The organism is Terribacillus sp. DMT04 (assembly GCF_019056395.1).
Lineage (GTDB): Bacteria > Bacillota > Bacilli > Bacillales > Amphibacillaceae > Terribacillus > Terribacillus aidingensis_A.
On sequence record NZ_CP077639.1, the window covers coordinates 2,012,932 to 2,030,945 of the forward strand.

The 18,014-nt window shown below is 42.6% G+C and carries 22 protein-coding genes, 1 pseudogene and 1 other annotated feature; of the genes and pseudogenes, 10 read left to right on the forward strand and 13 right to left on the reverse strand.

Annotated elements, in window-relative coordinates; genetic code table 11:
* Positions 1–322: 322 nt before the first annotated feature.
* From KS242_RS10700 to KS242_RS18215, 9 genes are all read left to right on the forward strand, one after another.
* The gene (locus KS242_RS10700; RefSeq protein ID WP_077308525.1) at positions 323–463 is read left to right on the forward strand and encodes a sporulation histidine kinase inhibitor Sda; all 141 of its coding nucleotides are present in this window, start codon (positions 323–325) and stop codon (positions 461–463) included.
* A 182-nt stretch (positions 464–645) separates the two neighbouring features.
* Complete coding sequence (mbhE, locus tag KS242_RS10705; RefSeq protein WP_217321335.1) at positions 646–3,003, forward strand: hydrogen gas-evolving membrane-bound hydrogenase subunit E; 2,358 nt, start codon at positions 646–648, stop codon at positions 3,001–3,003.
* Entirely contained in the window at positions 3,003–3,341 is a 339-nt protein-coding gene (locus tag KS242_RS10710) for a Na(+)/H(+) antiporter subunit C (protein WP_217321336.1), read from the forward strand. The genes mbhE and KS242_RS10710 overlap by 1 nt, the downstream gene beginning before the upstream one ends.
* Positions 3,334–4,818, forward strand: a complete 1,485-nt coding sequence (locus tag KS242_RS10715) for a Na+/H+ antiporter subunit D (protein WP_217321337.1) — start codon at positions 3,334–3,336, stop codon at positions 4,816–4,818. The genes KS242_RS10710 and KS242_RS10715 overlap by 8 nt, the downstream gene beginning before the upstream one ends.
* Positions 4,819–5,295 (forward strand): Na+/H+ antiporter subunit E, encoded by a 477-nt coding sequence (locus KS242_RS10720; protein WP_217321338.1) that lies wholly within the window; start codon positions 4,819–4,821, stop codon positions 5,293–5,295.
* Positions 5,292–5,603: a Na(+)/H(+) antiporter subunit F1 gene (locus tag KS242_RS10725; RefSeq protein WP_097041574.1), complete on the forward strand. Its 312-nt coding sequence runs from the start codon at positions 5,292–5,294 to the stop codon at positions 5,601–5,603. The genes KS242_RS10720 and KS242_RS10725 overlap by 4 nt, the downstream gene beginning before the upstream one ends.
* Positions 5,584–5,970, forward strand: coding sequence for a monovalent cation/H(+) antiporter subunit G (gene mnhG, locus KS242_RS10730; RefSeq protein WP_217321339.1), 387 nt, complete (start codon positions 5,584–5,586; stop codon positions 5,968–5,970). The genes KS242_RS10725 and mnhG overlap by 20 nt, the downstream gene beginning before the upstream one ends.
* A gap of 116 nt (positions 5,971–6,086) precedes the next feature.
* Complete coding sequence (gene sigK, locus KS242_RS10735; protein ID WP_217321340.1) at positions 6,087–6,785, forward strand: RNA polymerase sporulation sigma factor SigK; 699 nt, start codon at positions 6,087–6,089, stop codon at positions 6,783–6,785.
* A 54-nt stretch (positions 6,786–6,839) separates the two neighbouring features.
* A complete protein-coding gene (locus KS242_RS18215) occupies positions 6,840–6,965 on the forward strand; it encodes a hypothetical protein (protein WP_256444489.1) in 126 nt (41 codons plus the stop codon).
* Positions 6,966–7,359: 394 nt separating this feature from the next.
* On the opposite strand, the gene KS242_RS10740 is transcribed toward KS242_RS18215, so the two are convergent.
* The 3 genes from KS242_RS10740 to KS242_RS10750 form a co-directional block, all read right to left on the reverse strand.
* Positions 7,360–7,587 carry a YrhC family protein gene (locus KS242_RS10740; RefSeq protein WP_217321341.1) on the reverse strand — a complete coding sequence of 76 codons (228 nt, stop codon included), beginning with the start codon at positions 7,585–7,587 and terminating at the stop codon, positions 7,360–7,362.
* A 79-nt stretch (positions 7,588–7,666) separates the two neighbouring features.
* Positions 7,667–8,359, reverse strand: a complete 693-nt coding sequence (gene mtnN / locus KS242_RS10745) for a 5'-methylthioadenosine/S-adenosylhomocysteine nucleosidase (protein ID WP_217321342.1) — start codon at positions 8,357–8,359, stop codon at positions 7,667–7,669.
* 31 nt (positions 8,360–8,390) lie between these two features.
* Positions 8,391–9,032, reverse strand: coding sequence for a YrrS family protein (locus KS242_RS10750; RefSeq protein WP_217321343.1), 642 nt, complete (start codon positions 9,030–9,032; stop codon positions 8,391–8,393).
* 219 nt (positions 9,033–9,251) lie between these two features.
* On the opposite strand from KS242_RS10750, the gene KS242_RS10755 reads away from it, so the two are divergent.
* Positions 9,252–9,506, forward strand: coding sequence for a hypothetical protein (locus KS242_RS10755; protein WP_217321344.1), 255 nt, complete (start codon positions 9,252–9,254; stop codon positions 9,504–9,506).
* Positions 9,507–9,556: 50 nt separating this feature from the next.
* On the opposite strand, the gene greA is transcribed toward KS242_RS10755, so the two are convergent.
* From greA to KS242_RS10805, 10 genes and pseudogenes are all read right to left on the reverse strand, one after another.
* Entirely contained in the window at positions 9,557–10,033 is a 477-nt protein-coding gene (gene greA / locus KS242_RS10760; protein ID WP_097041587.1) for a transcription elongation factor GreA, read from the reverse strand.
* Between the two features lie 121 nt (positions 10,034–10,154).
* Positions 10,155–10,787 (reverse strand): uridine kinase, encoded by a 633-nt coding sequence (gene udk, locus KS242_RS10765; protein WP_077308498.1) that lies wholly within the window; start codon positions 10,785–10,787, stop codon positions 10,155–10,157.
* Between the two features lie 28 nt (positions 10,788–10,815).
* A complete protein-coding gene (locus KS242_RS10770; protein ID WP_217321345.1) occupies positions 10,816–11,454 on the reverse strand; it encodes an O-methyltransferase in 639 nt (212 codons plus the stop codon).
* A gap of 22 nt (positions 11,455–11,476) precedes the next feature.
* Positions 11,477–12,604 (reverse strand): endolytic transglycosylase MltG, encoded by a 1,128-nt coding sequence (gene mltG, locus KS242_RS10775; RefSeq protein WP_217321346.1) that lies wholly within the window; start codon positions 12,602–12,604, stop codon positions 11,477–11,479.
* A gap of 138 nt (positions 12,605–12,742) precedes the next feature.
* Positions 12,743–13,030 carry a DUF1292 domain-containing protein gene (locus KS242_RS10780; RefSeq protein WP_217321347.1) on the reverse strand — a complete coding sequence of 96 codons (288 nt, stop codon included), beginning with the start codon at positions 13,028–13,030 and terminating at the stop codon, positions 12,743–12,745.
* A 13-nt stretch (positions 13,031–13,043) separates the two neighbouring features.
* Positions 13,044–13,472, reverse strand: a complete 429-nt coding sequence (gene ruvX, locus KS242_RS10785; protein ID WP_217321348.1) for a Holliday junction resolvase RuvX — start codon at positions 13,470–13,472, stop codon at positions 13,044–13,046.
* Positions 13,465–13,731, reverse strand: a complete 267-nt coding sequence (locus KS242_RS10790) for an IreB family regulatory phosphoprotein (RefSeq protein WP_077308488.1) — start codon at positions 13,729–13,731, stop codon at positions 13,465–13,467. Before KS242_RS10790 ends, ruvX begins: the two co-directional genes overlap by 8 nt.
* A gap of 67 nt (positions 13,732–13,798) precedes the next feature.
* A pseudogene (gene alaS, locus KS242_RS10795) lies at positions 13,799–16,436 on the reverse strand (alanine--tRNA ligase).
* Positions 16,437–16,486: 50 nt separating this feature from the next.
* Positions 16,487–16,698: a binding site (T-box leader), on the reverse strand.
* Between the two features lie 42 nt (positions 16,699–16,740).
* Positions 16,741–17,841 carry an AI-2E family transporter gene (locus tag KS242_RS10800; protein WP_217321349.1) on the reverse strand — a complete coding sequence of 367 codons (1,101 nt, stop codon included), beginning with the start codon at positions 17,839–17,841 and terminating at the stop codon, positions 16,741–16,743.
* Positions 17,807–18,007, reverse strand: coding sequence for a hypothetical protein (locus KS242_RS10805; protein WP_077308482.1), 201 nt, complete (start codon positions 18,005–18,007; stop codon positions 17,807–17,809). The genes KS242_RS10800 and KS242_RS10805 overlap by 35 nt, the downstream gene beginning before the upstream one ends.
* Between the last annotated feature and the right edge of the window lie 7 nt (positions 18,008–18,014).

Sequence of the window (18,014 nt, forward strand, 5' to 3'; positions counted from 1 at the left end):
GTTTCAAAAAAATCTTTCATCAAATCGCTTAATTTCGACTCTTGTATAGGCTTGATAGCTCATTTTAGACGTAAAATCTTTCGACAAATCTCTACATACTTCGTTTTGTGGATAACTATGTCCACATTATCCACTGCAAGAATCAGTCACTATCAACAGTTATAAACAAATTATCTACAGGTTATGAACAGTTAAGTGTAGATAACTATCGCCTTGTCCACCTTTTTTTTTCGTGATACATTATTAATAACTTATCAACTCCCCAACCCACGAATAGAAAGATCTGCAAGGTATTAAGATCTCCCATCAGGAGGAATGCAAGATGGAACATATGTCTGACGAATTGCTGATCGAATCTTACCACAAGGCCAACGAACTCCACTTGAGCCAAGAGTTTATTCATCTTATAGAAAAAGAAATTCAATCACGGGGCTTATCACATAAGATCCGTTACACTAGTTAAACATGATCTCCTTCAAACCCTGCCGTTATGGCGGGGTTTTTTTTCATAAAGTAGACACATCACAGTTGCAGTATTGGCTTGCACTCCTTTACAATTGGGTATAGTATGCTTTGAAATAGTGTTACATTTACCGAGAAATTTCTTTCAATTTCCAACAAATTCTAAGGGAGGATTGCCAATACATGATTTTTGCCATCCTGATGCCATTCATAATTGCTATGTGCATCCCATTCATCGCAAGATTTAAAACCAAGATACATACTGGATACGTGGTATTCGCAACTGCTTTATCTATTTTTGTTTATTTCCTCACACTCCTTATCAGCGGAGATACGAACATATTCTACCGTTACAGCTGGATACCATCGCTTGGATTGGATTTAACATTCTATACCGATGGACTTGCTTTGTTCTTCGCGTTACTGATTAGCGGTATCGGAGCACTGGTAGCCTTTTACTCTGTTCATTATCTATCTAAAAATGAACGACTCGGACATTTTTATGTCTATCTGCTTCTATTTATGGGTGCAATGCTCGGTATCGTTACATCGGATAATATTTATGCTCTTTATACTTTTTGGGAGCTGACTTCTGTTTCTTCCTTCTTATTAATCAGCTTTTGGTTTACGAGAAAAGCTTCTACCGATGGTGCCATGAAATCCTTGCTCATTACGGTTTTGGGCGGTTTCTCTTTGCTTGGTGCCTTGGTTCTGCTGCAAATCGTTACAGGCAGTACAAGCATACGTACCATTCTTTCAGAAGGAAACTTAATTCTAAGCAGCGACTGGTTCCCGCTTATCATTGTTCTCCTGCTTTTGGCAGCTTGTACAAAGTCAGCACAGTTCCCTTTCCATATTTGGCTGCCTGATGCAATGGAAGCACCGACACCAGTTAGTGCATATTTACATTCTGCCACGATGGTAAAAGCCGGTCTGTTCCTGCTTCTTCGCTTTACTCCTGTATTCAGAGAAAGTGAAACATTTTTCATAGCAGTATCAATCATTGGTCTACTGACGTTATTCTGGGGTTCTTATATGGCAGTCAGACAGACAGATTTAAAAGGCATACTGGCTTATTCTACTATCAGCCAGCTCGGAATGATTATGTCGATGATTGGTTACGGAACAGAAGCTGCTCTATTTGCTGCCATCTTCCATATCCTAAACCACGCTACGTTTAAGGGAAGCTTGTTCATGGCAGTTGGCATCATCGACCATGAAACCGGCACACGTAATATTCGCAAGCTTGGCGGGTTATGGAGACTTATGCCGATTACAGGAATCATCAGCGTACTAGCCTCCTTCTCAATGGCTGGGGTACCGCTGCCGATATTAAATGGTTTCTTAAGTAAAGAAGAGTTCTTTACGAGTTCCTGGGAACTTGCGCAAACACGTACATTCAGCACCGGATTCGCTGAAGTGTTAATGCATGTTGTCCCTTACGCTGCTGTAGCAGGAAGTATATTCACATTCGTTTACAGCATGTACTTCTTCTTCGGTACATTTGCTGGGAAAAAAGACAAGGATATAGCTGAAAAAGCGCATGATCCGAATCTCGGTATGCTCATTTCACCATTCTTACTTGTCTGCGGTGTTGTTATTATCAGTATCTTCCCGAATTGGTTTAGTCACCATTTGCTTCATCCCGCAGCGGACGCAGTTTACGGGGAAGCCATGAAAGAACATCACATTAAATTCTGGCATGGCTTGGAACCTGCCTTGGTCATGTCCTTAATTGTCGTTATTCTCGGTATTGCATTCTACTTGACGAGAAAATACTGGGCTGGTCTGTATCAGATTCTTCCCGGCAAGCTGTCTGGCAATGCTGTTTACAGAATGCTGCTGACTGTAAGTGAAAAACAAACAAAAACGGTTAATGACCGTCTAGTTAACGGCTCACTCCGCCAATATAATATGGTCATTATCAGCGTCATATCCATTGTGACATTAGCCATACTATTCGGAACAAATGCCTTTAATTTAACGAATATCGATGTGTCTCCTGTATCCTTGCCAGGAAGCCTGCCTGAACTGGCAGTAGCTCTGATTATGATTACAGCAGCATTTGGGACAACTGCCTCTGAGAAGAAACTGACAGCTATTATTATCCTTGGTGTTGTCGGCTATGGCTTATCGATTTTGTTCGTTCTTTTCCGGGCACCGGATCTTGCTCTAACACAATTAAGTATTGAAACAATCACAGTTGTTCTTTTCTTGTTATGCTTCCGGCATCTGCCTGAAATGGAGCGGGACAGAAAAGAGAAAATATCAAAAAAAGTTACAAATATCGTTATAGCCGCTGCTTGCGGGCTCATGATGACACTTGTCGGACTTGCAGTTTACAGCCAGCGTCAGTTCCCTTCCATCTCCGACTACTTTGTTGAGTATTCGTACAAACTGGGCGGCGGAGATAATATCGTTAACGTTATCCTGGTAGACTTCCGCGGACTGGATACCCTATTTGAGATTACAGTTCTAGCTATTGCAGCTTTAGGCATTTATTCACTTATCAAGCTGCGCCATAAGGGAGGGGGGCGCTAATGGAAATCATTATGATCGTACTCGCAGGCATCCTCTTTGGATTTGCGGTTTATAACATTTTACAAAAACGGCTGCTCCGTATCATTATTGGAACTGCCTTGCTATCCCATGCTGCTCACCTTTTCATCCTGACAATGGGGAAATTAAAGCGTGGTGCTGCACCCGTTCTTAGAGAAGGTACAGAGAATTATACTGATCCGCTGCCGCAAGCACTGATTCTGACGTCCATTGTTATCAGTTTCGGTGTTACGAGCTTGCTTCTCGTATTAGCATACCGGGCAGTCAAAATGAACGGAACAGATAATATGGAAGAATTAAGAGGTAATAACCATGACTAATCTTGCTATTTTACCGATTCTAATCCCTCTCCTATCTGGTGTACTAGTGGCATTCACCCACAATCGGCTGGGGTTGACGCGAACATTAGCCATGCTGCTTGCTTTCGCTCACCTCATCACGATGGGCTTCCTTTCGTTTCATGTGCTTACAGAAGGAAGCATTGTACTCCAAGCAGGGGATTGGATCGCTCCATACGGAATTGTACTTGTATTGGATCCGTTAAGTGCTCTGCTCGTCCTGACAACGAGCATTATCTTAGTTGCTGCTGTCTGGTATGCACCGTCCAGCGTGTCTGAGGAACAGGAAAGCTTTTATTTCTATACATTTGTTTTCCTGTTAATAACAGGTGTGTCTGGAGCATTTATAACAGGCGATTTATTTAACCTGTTTGTATTCTTCGAGGTGTTATTAATGGCCTCTTATGCGCTTATCACGCATGGAGGAAAGAAGGTACAGCTGCGAGAGTCGATCAAGTATGTGCTCATCAATCTCTTTTCGTCCATGCTTTTTGTTACAACTGTTTCTTATGTATATGCGGTACTAGGAACAGTAAATATGGCACAATTGGCAGAGCGCGCAGCGGCTTCTGATTCACCAGGCATTATTACCACTGTCGCCATACTGTTATTTTTTGTATTTGCTACGAAGGGCGCAGCATTCCCGCTTTATTATTGGCTGCCGCGTTCTTACATTGTTCCAAATCCGGTTATTTCCGCTTTATTTGGTGCCTTATTGACGAAAGTCGGTGTTTATTCCTTAATTCGGACTTTCACACTAATATTTCATCAGCAGCCGGAAATCATTGACAATCTGTTCATTTGGGTCGGCAATTTGACAATGCTGTTCGGTGTACTCGGTGCGCTTGCTTCTCGAAATATTAAATTGATTGTCGCTTATAACATTATTCCGGCAATCGGATTCATGTTAGTCGGTATCGGCATGTTTAATAATGATGGTTTGAGCGGAAGCATTTATTATCTGCTGCAGGACATGATTATTAAAGCCGCTCTATTCTTGCTCGCTGGTACGATTGCAAGCCTAGCGGGTACAACAGATATAAATAAAATGGGCGGTATGATCCGCTCTCATCCAATGCTTGGATGGATGTTCTTTATCGGAGGACTTGTGTTAGCCGGCGTACCCCCGTTCAGCGGCTTTATCGGCAAGTTATTGCTGGTCCGCGGCGCTTTCGAAAAAGGCGAAACAGTTACGGTTATTATTATGCTGGTCACTAGCTTATTGATTTTGCTTTCCATCGTCAGAGCTTTTATCCGTGTATTCTGGGGAGAAGGCAATACAGGAGCAGAACCTGCTGGCAAACATAGATCTCAATTCTATTCAGCTGGTTTCCTCATGCTGTTTACCGTCTTTCTTGGCATTGGTGCAGAAGCTATCCTGCCTAGTGTCCAACAGATTGCAGATTACTTGCTTGAACCGCAAACGTATATTGAACTCGTTTTAAAGGGGGATCACTAAATGGCTTTTCAAATATGTATAAACTTACTGATTGCCGTAATGTGGACTTTTCTTGGCGAGTCCTATAACTTCTCCGGTTTCGTGATCGGTTATCTTGTCGGTATTGTTTTATTGTTCTCCCTAAGACGTTTCTTAAAAGGACCGTTTTACCTGAAGCGTGTGTATAATATAGTTATCTTAGTGCTCATTTTTATAAAAGAGCTGCTGCTCTCTAACCTGGATATTACAAAGCTTATATATGCCAGACGTTTAAATATTAATCCTGGCATATTCACCTTGGAAACAGATTTGGAAACAGATTTGGAGATCACACTTTTAGCTATTTTAATTACATTAACGCCAGGAACGGTAACAGTTGCTGTCTCTCCTGATAAGAAGAAACTCTATATCCATGCGATGGACATTGTCGATATGCAGGATGCCGTTCATTCCATTAAGAACAGCTTTGAGAAGCATATCATGGAGGTGACACGATGAGTGCCTTGCAAGATGATTTCGCATCAATTGTTCAGATGGTATCCATCATTTGCTTGATTGTCCTAAGTGTCTCTATCATTTTGTTAATTATCCGCGTGCTGAAGGGACCGACAAATGCAGACCGAGCAGTTGCATTAGATGCTATCGGAGTTAATATAATGGCTTTTGCAGCCTTACTAGCCATCATTTTGGTAACACCGAACTTTAATGATATTGTATTGCTAATTGGTATCCTGCTGTTTATCGGAACAGTAGCTATCGCAATTTATTTGGAAAAGGGTGATTTAATTGATACAGACGATAATTGAAATCATCCTGGATATCCTAGTCATTCTCTTCTTACTTGGCGGTGCGTTTATCGTGTTTACTGCTTCTGTAGGTGTTCTGCGCTTCCCTGATATTTATACGAGACTTCACGCTGCGAGTAAAGGCTCCACACTTGGTGTGGCAGGTATCCTTATCGGCGCCTTCATCTTTCACTATATGGAATATGGAATTGTCAGCGGCAGGCTGATTCTTGGGGTGCTGTTTATCATGCTAACCGCACCGGTAGCCAGCCACTTAATTTCAAGAGCCGCTCACCTGCGCGGAGCCAAACCATATGGTACGTTAAAAGATCAGTACCAAGAAGCAATTGATGCAGAAAAACGAAAACAAAATAAAAATGCAAAGTGAATGCCTGCGGGCATTCACTTTTTTTCTTTTTCTAATGGACAGACACTTTCAGAGACTCCTTTACATAAAGTGTCTGTATAGGCTTTAGCCTGAAGCGCATTAGGAGGTGTAAGAAATTGAGTATTATTGGTGCAATTGGACTCCTCTTAAAAGAAGCTATGTTCTTCGTTTCCTATGTGAAGAACCATGCATTTCCGCAGCCCCTCCCCCCTGAGGAAGAAGCAGTCCATATTGAACGCATGAAACAAGGGGATGAAGTGAGCCGCAACAAATTAATTGAACATAATTTGCGTCTTGTCGCCCATATTGTGAAGAAATTTGAAAACACAGGGGAAGACGCAGAGGATCTCATCTCGATTGGTACAATCGGATTAATTAAAGGCATTGAAAGCTATTCTAGTGACAAAGGAACCAAACTTGCTACATACGCGGCAAGATGTATTGAGAATGAAATACTCATGCATCTGCGTGCTTTAAAAAAAACGAAGAAAGATATATCCCTGCATGATCCAATCGGTCAGGATAAAGAAGGCAATGAAATCAGCTTGATTGACATCCTTCAAGCGGAGAATGACGACATTATTGAATATATTCAGCTTAATATGGAAGTAGAAAAGATTAAAGAATACATTGGTATTCTTGATGGAAGGGAAAAAGAAGTAATCGTCAGCCGGTATGGACTTAACAATGAGGAAGATATGACACAGCGGGAGATTGCAAAAAAGTTAAATATATCACGCAGTTACGTTTCTCGCATTGAGAAACGAGCGTTGATGAAGATCTTCCATGAATATTATCGTCAACATCGAACGTAAGAAGCTTATATCTTGCCAGCTGCATACGCTAAGGTAAAAAGGAGGTAAACCATTATGTACCCTCATCCTCTTCCTCACGGCCCTTACAAGCAGCGCGTCAGTACTGGTGCATTGATTGCAGCATTTCTCGTTTTACTCTTTATCGGCGGCACTTTTGCTTGGGAAAATATATGGGATTAATCAAAAAAAGATTCTGGGGCATATCTGTTTAAGCTATATAAAAATCCAAACAATACTGCAATTGAAAGCAGTATTGTTTGGATTTTGTCATTGTAAAGGAATATGAGAGCATCGCTTCGGAAATACACTCCGCTTTCCTGCGTGCGGCTGGGGAGCGGAGTGTATTTCCTACGCTGATTCTTGTTATGAGGACCCTTACTATATAGAAAGAATACGTAGACTCCTCGAAAATAAAAAGCGATTTTCTGTCGGCGTCTACATCAAAAGCCATTCTTGTCCGACGATAACAGCTAGATTTGGAAAGCAGCAGCCGTCAGCGGGCTGCATGAAAAAGTATGAATCTAGTCATTGTTCGCTTTTAGGATGAATTAATCTTGTTTTATCCCAGCCTCTTTTAGCTTTCTAGTTTTTTCTGCCAGCGCTCTATTGCAAACCAGATAAGTATCGCTGTAACGACACATCCGCCGGTAAGTGCGAAAAGTATATTTGCTTTGTCTGAAGGTGCCAAATAGACATTAATTATTGATCCAAGATATAAATAACTTCCAAGAATCAGAAGCGCCAATGCAAAACGGCGATAATCTGCAATCTTGTCAAGCAGCTGCTGTTGTCTTTTCTCCATTTTGTCGCCCCCTCTTCTAATCTAGCAACATTGTAACACAAAAAAAGACAGCAATTACCTGGTAATTGCTGTCACTCTATTAATAGTGCTCTACCATCTTCATGATTAGATTAGCTGCATTACGGGCCGCTTGATCCAAAAATGCATCAAAGGATACCGATGATTCTTTACCTGCTATGTCGGACAATGCACGTACGATAACGAAAGGTGTGCTGTAATGATAAGCAACTTGCGCTACAGCAGCAGCTTCCATCTCCGCTGCCAGCATCGCCGGAAACTTCTCTCTGACAAATGCAACACGATTCGGATCCGACATAAAGCTGTCACCTGTAGCGATTAAACCGATTTCTGCATTTGTATCAGGGAATTGATCAATCACACTTTTAGCCAGCTTTACAAGAGCTTGATCCGCTTGAAATGCTGGCGGCATTTGTGGTACTTGTCCATAAGCATAGTCGAACGCTGTTACATCTACGTCATGATGAACAACTGCATCCGAAATGACAATATCACCTACTTCAAGTTTCTCCGCGAATCCGCCAGCTGATCCTGTATTAATAATTGCTTCAGGAGCGTAACGTTCAATCAGCATAGCTGCTGCAAGTGCTGCATTTACTTTTCCGATTCCGGATTTAAGAAGTACAACAGATTTCTCCGATAAGGTACCCTCGGTAATTTCATAACCTGCTACAACGGTTTCCTTCTTATTTGTCATTGTTTCTTTTAATAGTGCTACTTCTTCGTCCATTGCTCCGATAATACCGATTGTCATACTGTTTGCTCCTTTAACTTCTCAATTTCATTTAAATATTCTTTTTATCATTCTCTTTCAATACTTCTACTTTTGTTGCCTGCCAGCCTTCTCCATCTACCCAACTTGCGTAAACACGGAATGTCTCCGCAGAGTTAGAACCTGAAATGGTTGCAACGACATCATTGCCACCGTTACCGTCATTTCCTATATACCACGTTGTCATGGATGCCGGATCTAACCCAACTGCACCCGCAGCTGCTTGCTCAATCTCCTGCCAATCCTTCGTTTCCTCCTGGAAAGTCGTCGTATGGGCACCAGACTGCTCTGTACCAATCGGCTCCCAATCTTTCTTATACGCTTCCTTTACATTATCATCGGATGGCTCGACTTCTTCTTTTTTGCTATCCTTTTCCTCTTTATCCTGTTCTTCTTTCTTTTCTTCATCGCTTTGCTCTTTATTCTCGTCATCAGAAGCATTGTTACCTGACACCTGATCCGCGATGGTCTGCTTATTTTGGTCGTCATCCGCTGTCTCATTTGAGGCAGTTGGTTTATCATTCAGAACGGCGATAAGCAACACGACGACTACTGCTGCTCCGGCTAAAGCCAAGACAAGGCTCAGCCACTTTTTCGGTTTTCTTCGCTGGTTCCGATTATTTAATCTGGAATAATCCTTATTTTCATCAGCCATGTTCATCCCTCCTCATTGGTTTCTATTATACTATGAACAGCATCATAGCCAAAGTCATAATATAGGCAGAATTTTTATTCGGTATTTTTGTTGAAGTCTCGCTAATTTTGGCATACAGGAAGGAATACGAGCATAAGTATCTAACTATATAAACAGAAAAGCAGGTGGAACATCTTTGATCAGTCTTCAAGCTTCCTGTGGAAAGAGAGGAAGATAACCATGATGAATGTGACAAGAATGGATACGAACCTTTGGGGGCACGAATCGTTCGAGTATGTCGGCTATGATAAGGAAGCCGAGACCTTCTCTATCTTCTTATTAGAAGGATGTTGTTTATCCTTTACTAGTGTGAAAGAACATGTCGTCTTCTCTTTTCTGCTCGCACTTGATAAAGAGCGTTTTATCCTGCAAAAACTTATACCCTTTTTCCCGTTAGAGAAATCTTCCGGGCCGCTCGTAAATCAGGCACAATAAAACAAGCTGCTTCCATACAATTCGGAAGCAGCTTTTGTTTTATGTCTAGCTTATTCAACTTTTGTGATTTTAACTTGGATGTCGCCGCCTGGTGTTGCGACAGAAAGTTCTTCTCCAACTTCATGGCCAATCAGACTTTTGGCAATTGGAGAATCATTTGAGATCTTGCCTTCAAATGGATCTGCTTCTGCGCTGCCGACGATTGTGTAGCTTTCTTCGTCGCCGTCAGGCAATTCGATAAAGGTAACTGTCTTACCCATGCCGACCATGTCAGGGTTATCTGTATCACTTTCAATAATGACCGCATTACGGATCATATTTTCTGTTGTAGCGATTTTAGATTCAACGAATGCTTGTTCATCTTTCGCCGCATCATATTCAGAGTTCTCGGACAAGTCACCGAAACCGCGAGCAATTTTGATACGCTCTACAACTTCCTGACGACGTGTTGTCTTCAGAAACTCCAATTCCTCCTCTAATTTCGCCAAACCTTCTTTAGTCATGTAATATTGTTTTTCTGTAGCCAATTCAAACACTCCTTGAGCTCTAAAAGATTGCTTTCCCTTTGCCTAATCGCTATAGCGTTTTCATACATATTCCATACTATGGCAGATTAGCGTTAAAAATTCAATACTTATCTGTACAAGTTCAGTTCGTCCGGCCAGATAGGATTGTTTCGATCTTAGCAGACATCAAATCGATAGCAACATGATTCTCGCCGCCTTCAGGAATGATAATATCTGCATATCGTTTTGTTGGTTCAATAAATTGAAGATGCATCGGCCGTACGACATTTACATATTGTTCAATAACCGAATCAATCGTCCGTCCGCGTTCTTTGATATCGCGCAGCAGACGACGGATGATACGTAAATCTGCATCGGTATCTACGAATACTTTAATATCCATCATATCACGCAAACGCTCATCTTCCAGAATCAGAATACCTTCTAAGATGATAACATCCTTCGGCTCTACAGGTATTGTCTCTTCCGAGCGGGTATGAATCTTATAATCATAAATCGGCTTTTCAATTGGCTTTTGGCTGCCAAGATCACGCAGGTGCTGCATAAGCAGCTCATTATCAAAAGCAAACGGATGGTCGTAATTCGTATTAAGGCGCTGCTCAAAAGGAAGATGAGATTGATCCTTATAATACGAATCTTGTTCTATTACGAGAATTGTTTTATCTGTAAAACGTTTGTAAATGGATCTGGTAACAGACGTTTTACCTGACCCCGAACCACCTGCAACACCGATAATGATAGGTTTTTTTGCCATTGTTTCTACTCCTCTTCCTGCTGCTCATTCATTTCTTTTTCACACTGACAGCTACTCCATCGCCTACCGGCAGGATTGTCGTGTGGTATGCTTCATGCTCAAATAGCCAGTTATTGTACTTGCGGATTTTTTTGGCAATATTCGCTTTGCGAGGTGTCGCTTCTTTATCGTCTGCTACATAGCCTTTGAAAAGCACATTGTCACTGACAATAACACCGTGATTACTCAGCATGCTGCTATAAGCTTCGAAAAACCGCTGATACTGGCCTTTGGCTGCATCGATAAATACAAAATCATACGGACCGTGCGCTTTGATTGTTTCTTCTAAATCAAACGCATCCCCTTTAAGCGTTACAATATCATCCTGTGCACCTTGCTTTTGAATATGAGCGACCGCTTGATTGTAACGAATCTCATCTCTCTCCACAGTCACGATGCTAACATCTGGTTTGGCATGCCGCATCATAAGTGCGGAATAACCGATTGCTGTGCCAATTTCGAGTATCTTCTTTGGCTGCTGCAGCCGAATGACTTGCATCAAGAACTGGATGCCAAGCGGCTCCATAATCGGTACTTGCTCTGCTGCAGCCAATTCTTCCAATTTCACAGCCCACTCCGGCGAAGGTTCGACGTGCTCCTCCAAATATTCCATTATTGCTTGTAACATATCATTTCCTCACTTTGCCTGCTTACTCATTCACATGCATATGCTTCTCAATTAGCTCTTCGTGTTCATCGAACGTTCTAGCATAATAAATCTGTCCGTTGTCTCCCGCCAGGAAATATAAGTAGTCGGAAGTCTTCGGATTTACGACCGATTGCAGCGAGCTCTCTGAGAAATTACTAATTGGCCCAACTGGAAGCCCTTTTATTCTATATGTATTATAAGGAGAGTCTACTTCCAGATCCTTGTAATACACGCGGGGCTTATGCTCGCCTAGCGCATATAAAACAGTCGGGTCCGTCTGCAGCTTCATGTCATCAGCCAGTCGATTATAGAAAATACCGGCAATCATGTTACGCTCTTCTTTATTCCTCGCTTCATTCTCAACAAGCGAGGCAAAAGTGACTGCTTCATGGATTGTTAAATCTCTTTGCTTGAAGTCGTCTAAGTAAGGCGTGATAATCTGCTGTGACTTGTCGAGCATCATATGCACAATGTTATCTATAGATAAACTGTCATCGGATAAAAAGCTATACGTTGCTGCAAACAAATACCCTTCGAGCGGATAACGTATATCTTCTTGCAGAATGTCATCTGTCAGTATACCTGGATATTCGCTGATTAATTGCCTGATATATGCTTCATCTTTCATCTTATCCAGAAAATCCTGTTGGTTTATTCCTAGTGTTTCAGACAAGATGCTGCTAATTTCCTCGATGTCAGAACCTTCCGGGACTGCAGCCGACGCAGAGGGGGTGCTCCCCGCCTCTGGATCGTTCAGTTTGTCGACGATCTGCTGCATGGACATGGAAGGGGACAGCTCAAAGTTTCCCGCACGGAAATTGGCTTCACCAGAAAATTTTACATATAGCCGGAAAATGAAAGCATTTTTTATCAGACCTTGATCTTCCAGAGAGGCAGCGATTGAGGATGCCGTTGATCCCATCGGAACTTCGACTACCTGTGTCGTATCGTTATCTGAATCGACTGCTTTCATACTGGCATTCACGTAAATAAAGGTTCCTAGTGCTCCAATTAGCAGAAGAACAATTATTACGGATATGGTCATAAGTACTATTTTCCGCACGACGCTTGCTTCCTCCATTCTTCTGTCCTGATTCTGTTGATAAAGATCATCATTCGAGGCAGTCAAGCTATCTTTCCTCCTTTATCCGCCTTATTATACAATAAACGTCAAGCATATCTCCAGCCGCTTGACAATAAATGCGGATAAAAGGCAAGAAAAAATCCTCTCTGCCTTATCGGAAAGAGAGGACTGCCTATTACAAGATTAGATGCCGTCTTCCTCATCAGTTAGTGCATTCAGCATTTCTTCGACCATTTCCCATTCTTCTTCTGATTCAATCTGGAATAATGTCAAATCTTTATCATCGCCTGTTTCCTCGTAACGGAAAGCGAATACTTCAACTTCATCTTCTGACTCAGCTTGCTCAGCTGGGACAACTGCAATGTAGGAATGACCTGTTTCATCAACGTCAAAGTTGAATAATACTTCAAATAAATGCTCTTCCCCATTTTCGTCCGGGATAACAATACGTTCTTTTTCTTCTAATGCCATGCGGCTTCACTCCTTATTGTTTTGAATCAAGATAACCTTGCAGAATCATGGACGCTGCCATCTTATCGATTACTTTTTTCCGTTTCTTTCGACTTACATCAGCTTCCAGTAATACACGCTCCGCTGCCATCGTCGTCAGACGCTCGTCCCAAAGTACTGTCTCGATACCAAATTGTTCCTCGATCCATTGGGAGAAAGCAAGCGATGCTTCTCCCCTCGGACCAATTGTACCATTCATGTTCTTCGGCATGCCAATGACAGCTTTTGCGATTTCATGTGTCTTGATAATCTGTTCTAATTCCGGTCTTGCTGTTTCGTAATCTTCTTCGTTCCATTTGATGGTAGTCAGACCTTGTGCAGTCCAGCCAAGTCCATCACTGACTGCCACGCCAATTGTCTTGGATCCGACATCCAAGCCAATTGTTTTTAGTATGTCAGTCATTGTGGTTCTGTTCCAAATAAAATTTTACCAGCTGTTCGACAATCTCATCACGTTCCATACGGCGGATTAGGTTGCGGGCATCATTATGCCGCGGAATATAAGCCGGATCTCCTGACAAAAGATAACCTACTATCTGATTGATCGGATTATACCCTTTTTCACGCAATGCCTCATAAACGGACATTAGCACTTCCCGGACATTTTCGTCCATTGGCTCTTCCGGGAAATTGAATTTCATCGTGTTATCCATCGAACTCAATGAAGCCACCTCACTTAATTTGCCAGTCTTTTTCTTCAGTATATACTTTTCTGTCGGATTTGAAAAATTAAAGCTGTTCTTCGACATATATTGTTGCATATGCGAGTGCTTCTGGTACTTGTTCTGGATTCTTACCGCCGGCCTGTGCCATATCAGGTCTGCCGCCTCCGCCGCCTCCGCAGCGTTTTGCTGTTTCTTTAATCAAGTTACCCGCATGCAAGCCGCGGTCAATGAGATCCTTCGACACGCCCGCAGCCAACTGGACTTTCCCTCCAGCAGTTGAAGCAAGCAGAATCACACCGCTCTCAAGCTTTTGTTTTAAGTCATCTACCATGCCGCGAAGCTGGTTCATGTCGGCAACATCTACTTGCTCTGCAAGTACATGAACACCTTTTACTTCTTTGACTTTGTCGAGAATGCTGCCAGCTTCAAGCTGTGACAATTTCGCACGCAAGCTGTCGCGTTCACGCTGTACTTCTTTAAGGTCTGCAAATACTGCTTCGATTCGAGCAGGAACTTGCTCATTCGTCGTTTTCAGATCAGCTGCAGCTTGCGCAAGCGTCTGCTGCTGCTCTTGTGTATAACGATATGCTTCTTTAGACGTAACTGCTTCAATACGTCGTGTTCCAGCACCGATTCCGCTTTCGGATACAATCTTAAACAAGCCGATTTGGGAAGTGTTTTTGAACATGGACACCGCCGCAAAGTTCTAAACTGTAATCAGCTACCTGCACAACACGTACAACGTCTCCGTATTTTTCACCGAATAACGCCATTGCACCCATTTCTTTTGCATCACTCAAGCTCTGGTAAGACGTGCTGACAGAGAGTTCTTCCCAAATCTTTTGGTTAACAATTTCTTCAATTTGTCCCATCTCTTCTTTCGTGACTGCGTTGAAATGAGAGAAGTCAAATCGAAGTCTGTCTGGTGCTACCAAAGAACCAGCCTGGTTAACATGCGTACCTAAAACATCTTTTAATGCTTGATGAAGCAAATGCGTTGCTGTATGGTTCTTGACGATATGCTGACGTCTTTTTGTATCTACTTTCGCATGAACATTTTCTTTCACGTGAATTTGACCTTGCTTTACGATTCCTTGATGCAGATTCTGGCCTTTTGGCGCTTTCTTGACCGCTTGAACAAGAACAGTTGCTGTTTCTGTTGTTACCCAGCCTTCATCTGCTACTTGGCCGCCGCTTTCTGCATAAAATGGTGTTTCATCCAAGATGAAGAAGATTTCGTCGCCTTCGACCGCTACATCAGCAAGCTGCTTATCTTTTACGATTGCTGTAATCTTAGATTCCGTTTCGGTCCGGTCATAACCAACGTATGTGCTTTCTGCTTCTACTTCTTGCAGCACACTATCTTGTACATGCATGCTGTTCACTTTTTGACGAGCATCACGCGCACGTTCACGCTGCTGCTTCATCTCTTGTTCGAAACCTGCTTCATCAATGATGAACCCTTCTTCGCTAACATATTCCTCCGTCAGCTCTTTCGGGAACCCATACGTATCATACAGACGGAATACTTCCGTACCAGGAAAAACGTTGCTGCCTTTTTCCTTTTCTTCTGCCACGATTCGGTTCAGGATGGCAAGACCATCAGCAAGCGTTTCATGGAAACGTTCTTCTTCTGTTTGAATAACTGTCTCAATAAACTCACGCTTTTCCATGATTTGCGGGTAAAAGGCATCCATAATTTCGCCTACAACTGGCACAAGCTCTTTCATAAATGGCTTTTCAATTCCAATATTTTTCGCATAACGCACAGCTCGGCGAATTAAACGGCGTAAAACATAGCCGCGGCCCTCATTGGATGGCAGTGCGCCATCGCTGATTGCGAACGAAACCGTACGGATATGGTCAGCAATTACTTTAAATGCTGTATCATCAGCCGTGTTTTTTCCGTACGCCGCATTGGCGAATTGTGCAGTCTTTTCAATGATAGGCATAAACAGATCTGTTTCAAAGTTTGTTTTCGTATCTTGAATAACACAAACCATTCGCTCCAAGCCCATACCTGTATCAATGTTCTGCTTTGGAAGCGGTGTATACGTGTGATCCGGGTTGTGGTTAAACTGACTGAATACTAAGTTCCAGATTTCTAAATAACGTTCATTTTCTCCGCCTGGGTACAATTCAGGATCTGCGGGATCGTTACCAAATTCCTCGCCGCGATCATAGAAAATCTCTGAGTTCGGACCACTTGGACCTTCCCCGATGTCCCAGAAGTTTTCTTCTGTACGGATAATACGTTCTTCCGGAAGACCGACAAGATCACGCCACATTTGGAATGCTTCTTCATCTTCTGGATGAACCGTAACAGATAAGCGTTCCGGATTAAATCCGATCCACTTTTTATCCGTTAAAAATTCCCAAGCCCACATAATCGCTTCTTTTTTGAAATAGTCTCCGATTGAGAAGTTTCCGAGCATCTCGAAAAATGTATGGTGACGGGCAGTAAAGCCAACGTTCTCAATATCATTAGTCCGGATACTTTTCTGCGCGTTTACGATGCGCGGATTTTCCGGAACAACTCGGCCATCAAAATACTTTTTCAAAGTTGCCACACCGCTGTTAATCCATAACAGAGTTGGATCCTCTACTGGAACAAGCGACGCACTAGGCTCGACGCTATGCCCTTTCTCCTTGAAGAAATCAAGGAATTTCTGTCTTACTTGAGCAGACGTTAAATTTTCCATATATAAGCCTCCTTTAGTATGTAAACACAAAAAACTCCCGTTCCTGCAATAGCAGGGACGAGAGTATGGTCGCGGTACCACCCTGATTATAGGCTGCCAACAGCCTATCACCTTTAAGCGCAGATAACGGTGCGCAGCCGATAAGGATTAACTCAGAGCTCCGGTATAGCTTTCCATCACACTCTTATGGAGATTCTTCCAGCCAAGGAATCTCCTCTCTTTATAAAAGGACGTCATGTACTTGTACCTTCATTGCTTTTTGTTATAAATCTAAGCGTTAGTATAGAGAAAAAAGCGGAATTTGTCAAACATCCGTATCTTTTGCTGTATCCACACACGCTTTGATAATTGTCAGGACAGGCACAGCTGCAATCATCCCGATAATCCCCCCTAGCTCCCCTCCTACGAGTAAAGCAAAGATGATCAAAAGCGGGTGAATATGAATACTTTTGCCGACAATGTATGGAGACAACAGATTTCCTTCAATCAGCTGAATGATAAAAACAGCAATTCCGGCAAGAATCGCCGTTTTCGGACTGATTGTAATGCCAACTAGTATCGCTGGAATAACCCCAATAATTGGTCCGAAATAGGGAATGATGTTCGTGCTTCCTACCACAAGTGCCAGCACTAAGGAATATGGCAGCCGAATCAACGTAAATGCTGTCCATGTCAGCAAACTTACAATACAGCTGACGAGCAGCACACCTCGAATATAACGACCGAGATTATCATCAATTCGCAGCACGAGGCTTTTTACTTTGCTTCTGTACTTGCGCGGCAGCAGCCGCAATCCGGCTGATCCAATCTTATCTGCATCTTTCAGCATATAAAAAACGATAACAGGCGTCACGACGAGAAAGATAATCAGCTGCGGCAGCTTATTCCACAAGCGAAGCAGCTTGGTAAGGAAATTTTCAGCACGACTTTCCAGGTTATGCAGCACTTGATCCATCTTGTCATGCACTGTCTCTGGAAGGAATGCAGTCCTCTGATACATATATTGCACATAATGATCGTAGCGCTGCGTCAGCTCCGGAAGATTATGGCTGAAATCCTTTACCTGGTTGATTAAGGCTGGGACACCTTTGTATAACAAAAAACCGCTAAAGCCGAAGAACAGCACATAAATGATCAGGATTGAAAGCCAGCGAGGCAGACGCCAAGCAGCGAGCCGGTCAATAACAGGGTGCAGCAAATAGGCAATCAGACCGGCGATAATGAAAGGCAGGAATAACCCGCCTAAAAATAGCAAAAACGAACGATAGAAAGGATAGAGCTTGATTAATAGAAAGCAGAGCAGCAGTGCGACGACAACCGTCACCATCCATAAAAGCACACGAGACAGACGGGATACCTCTTTCATGTGACTAGAATGATGCGCCGTCGCATTTCCGTTCTTCATCAGTGAACAAGTCGTCTAACGAACTCAGTGAACCATCTTCTTCTACTTGATGCAGCGAAAGCATCTCATCTTTATATGACAATTCAATAAAACAGCTCCAGCAATAATACTGCTCGGGACCAATCTTTCCGATATCCTTGCTTGTGCAGTTTGGACATTTTAACATATTGGAT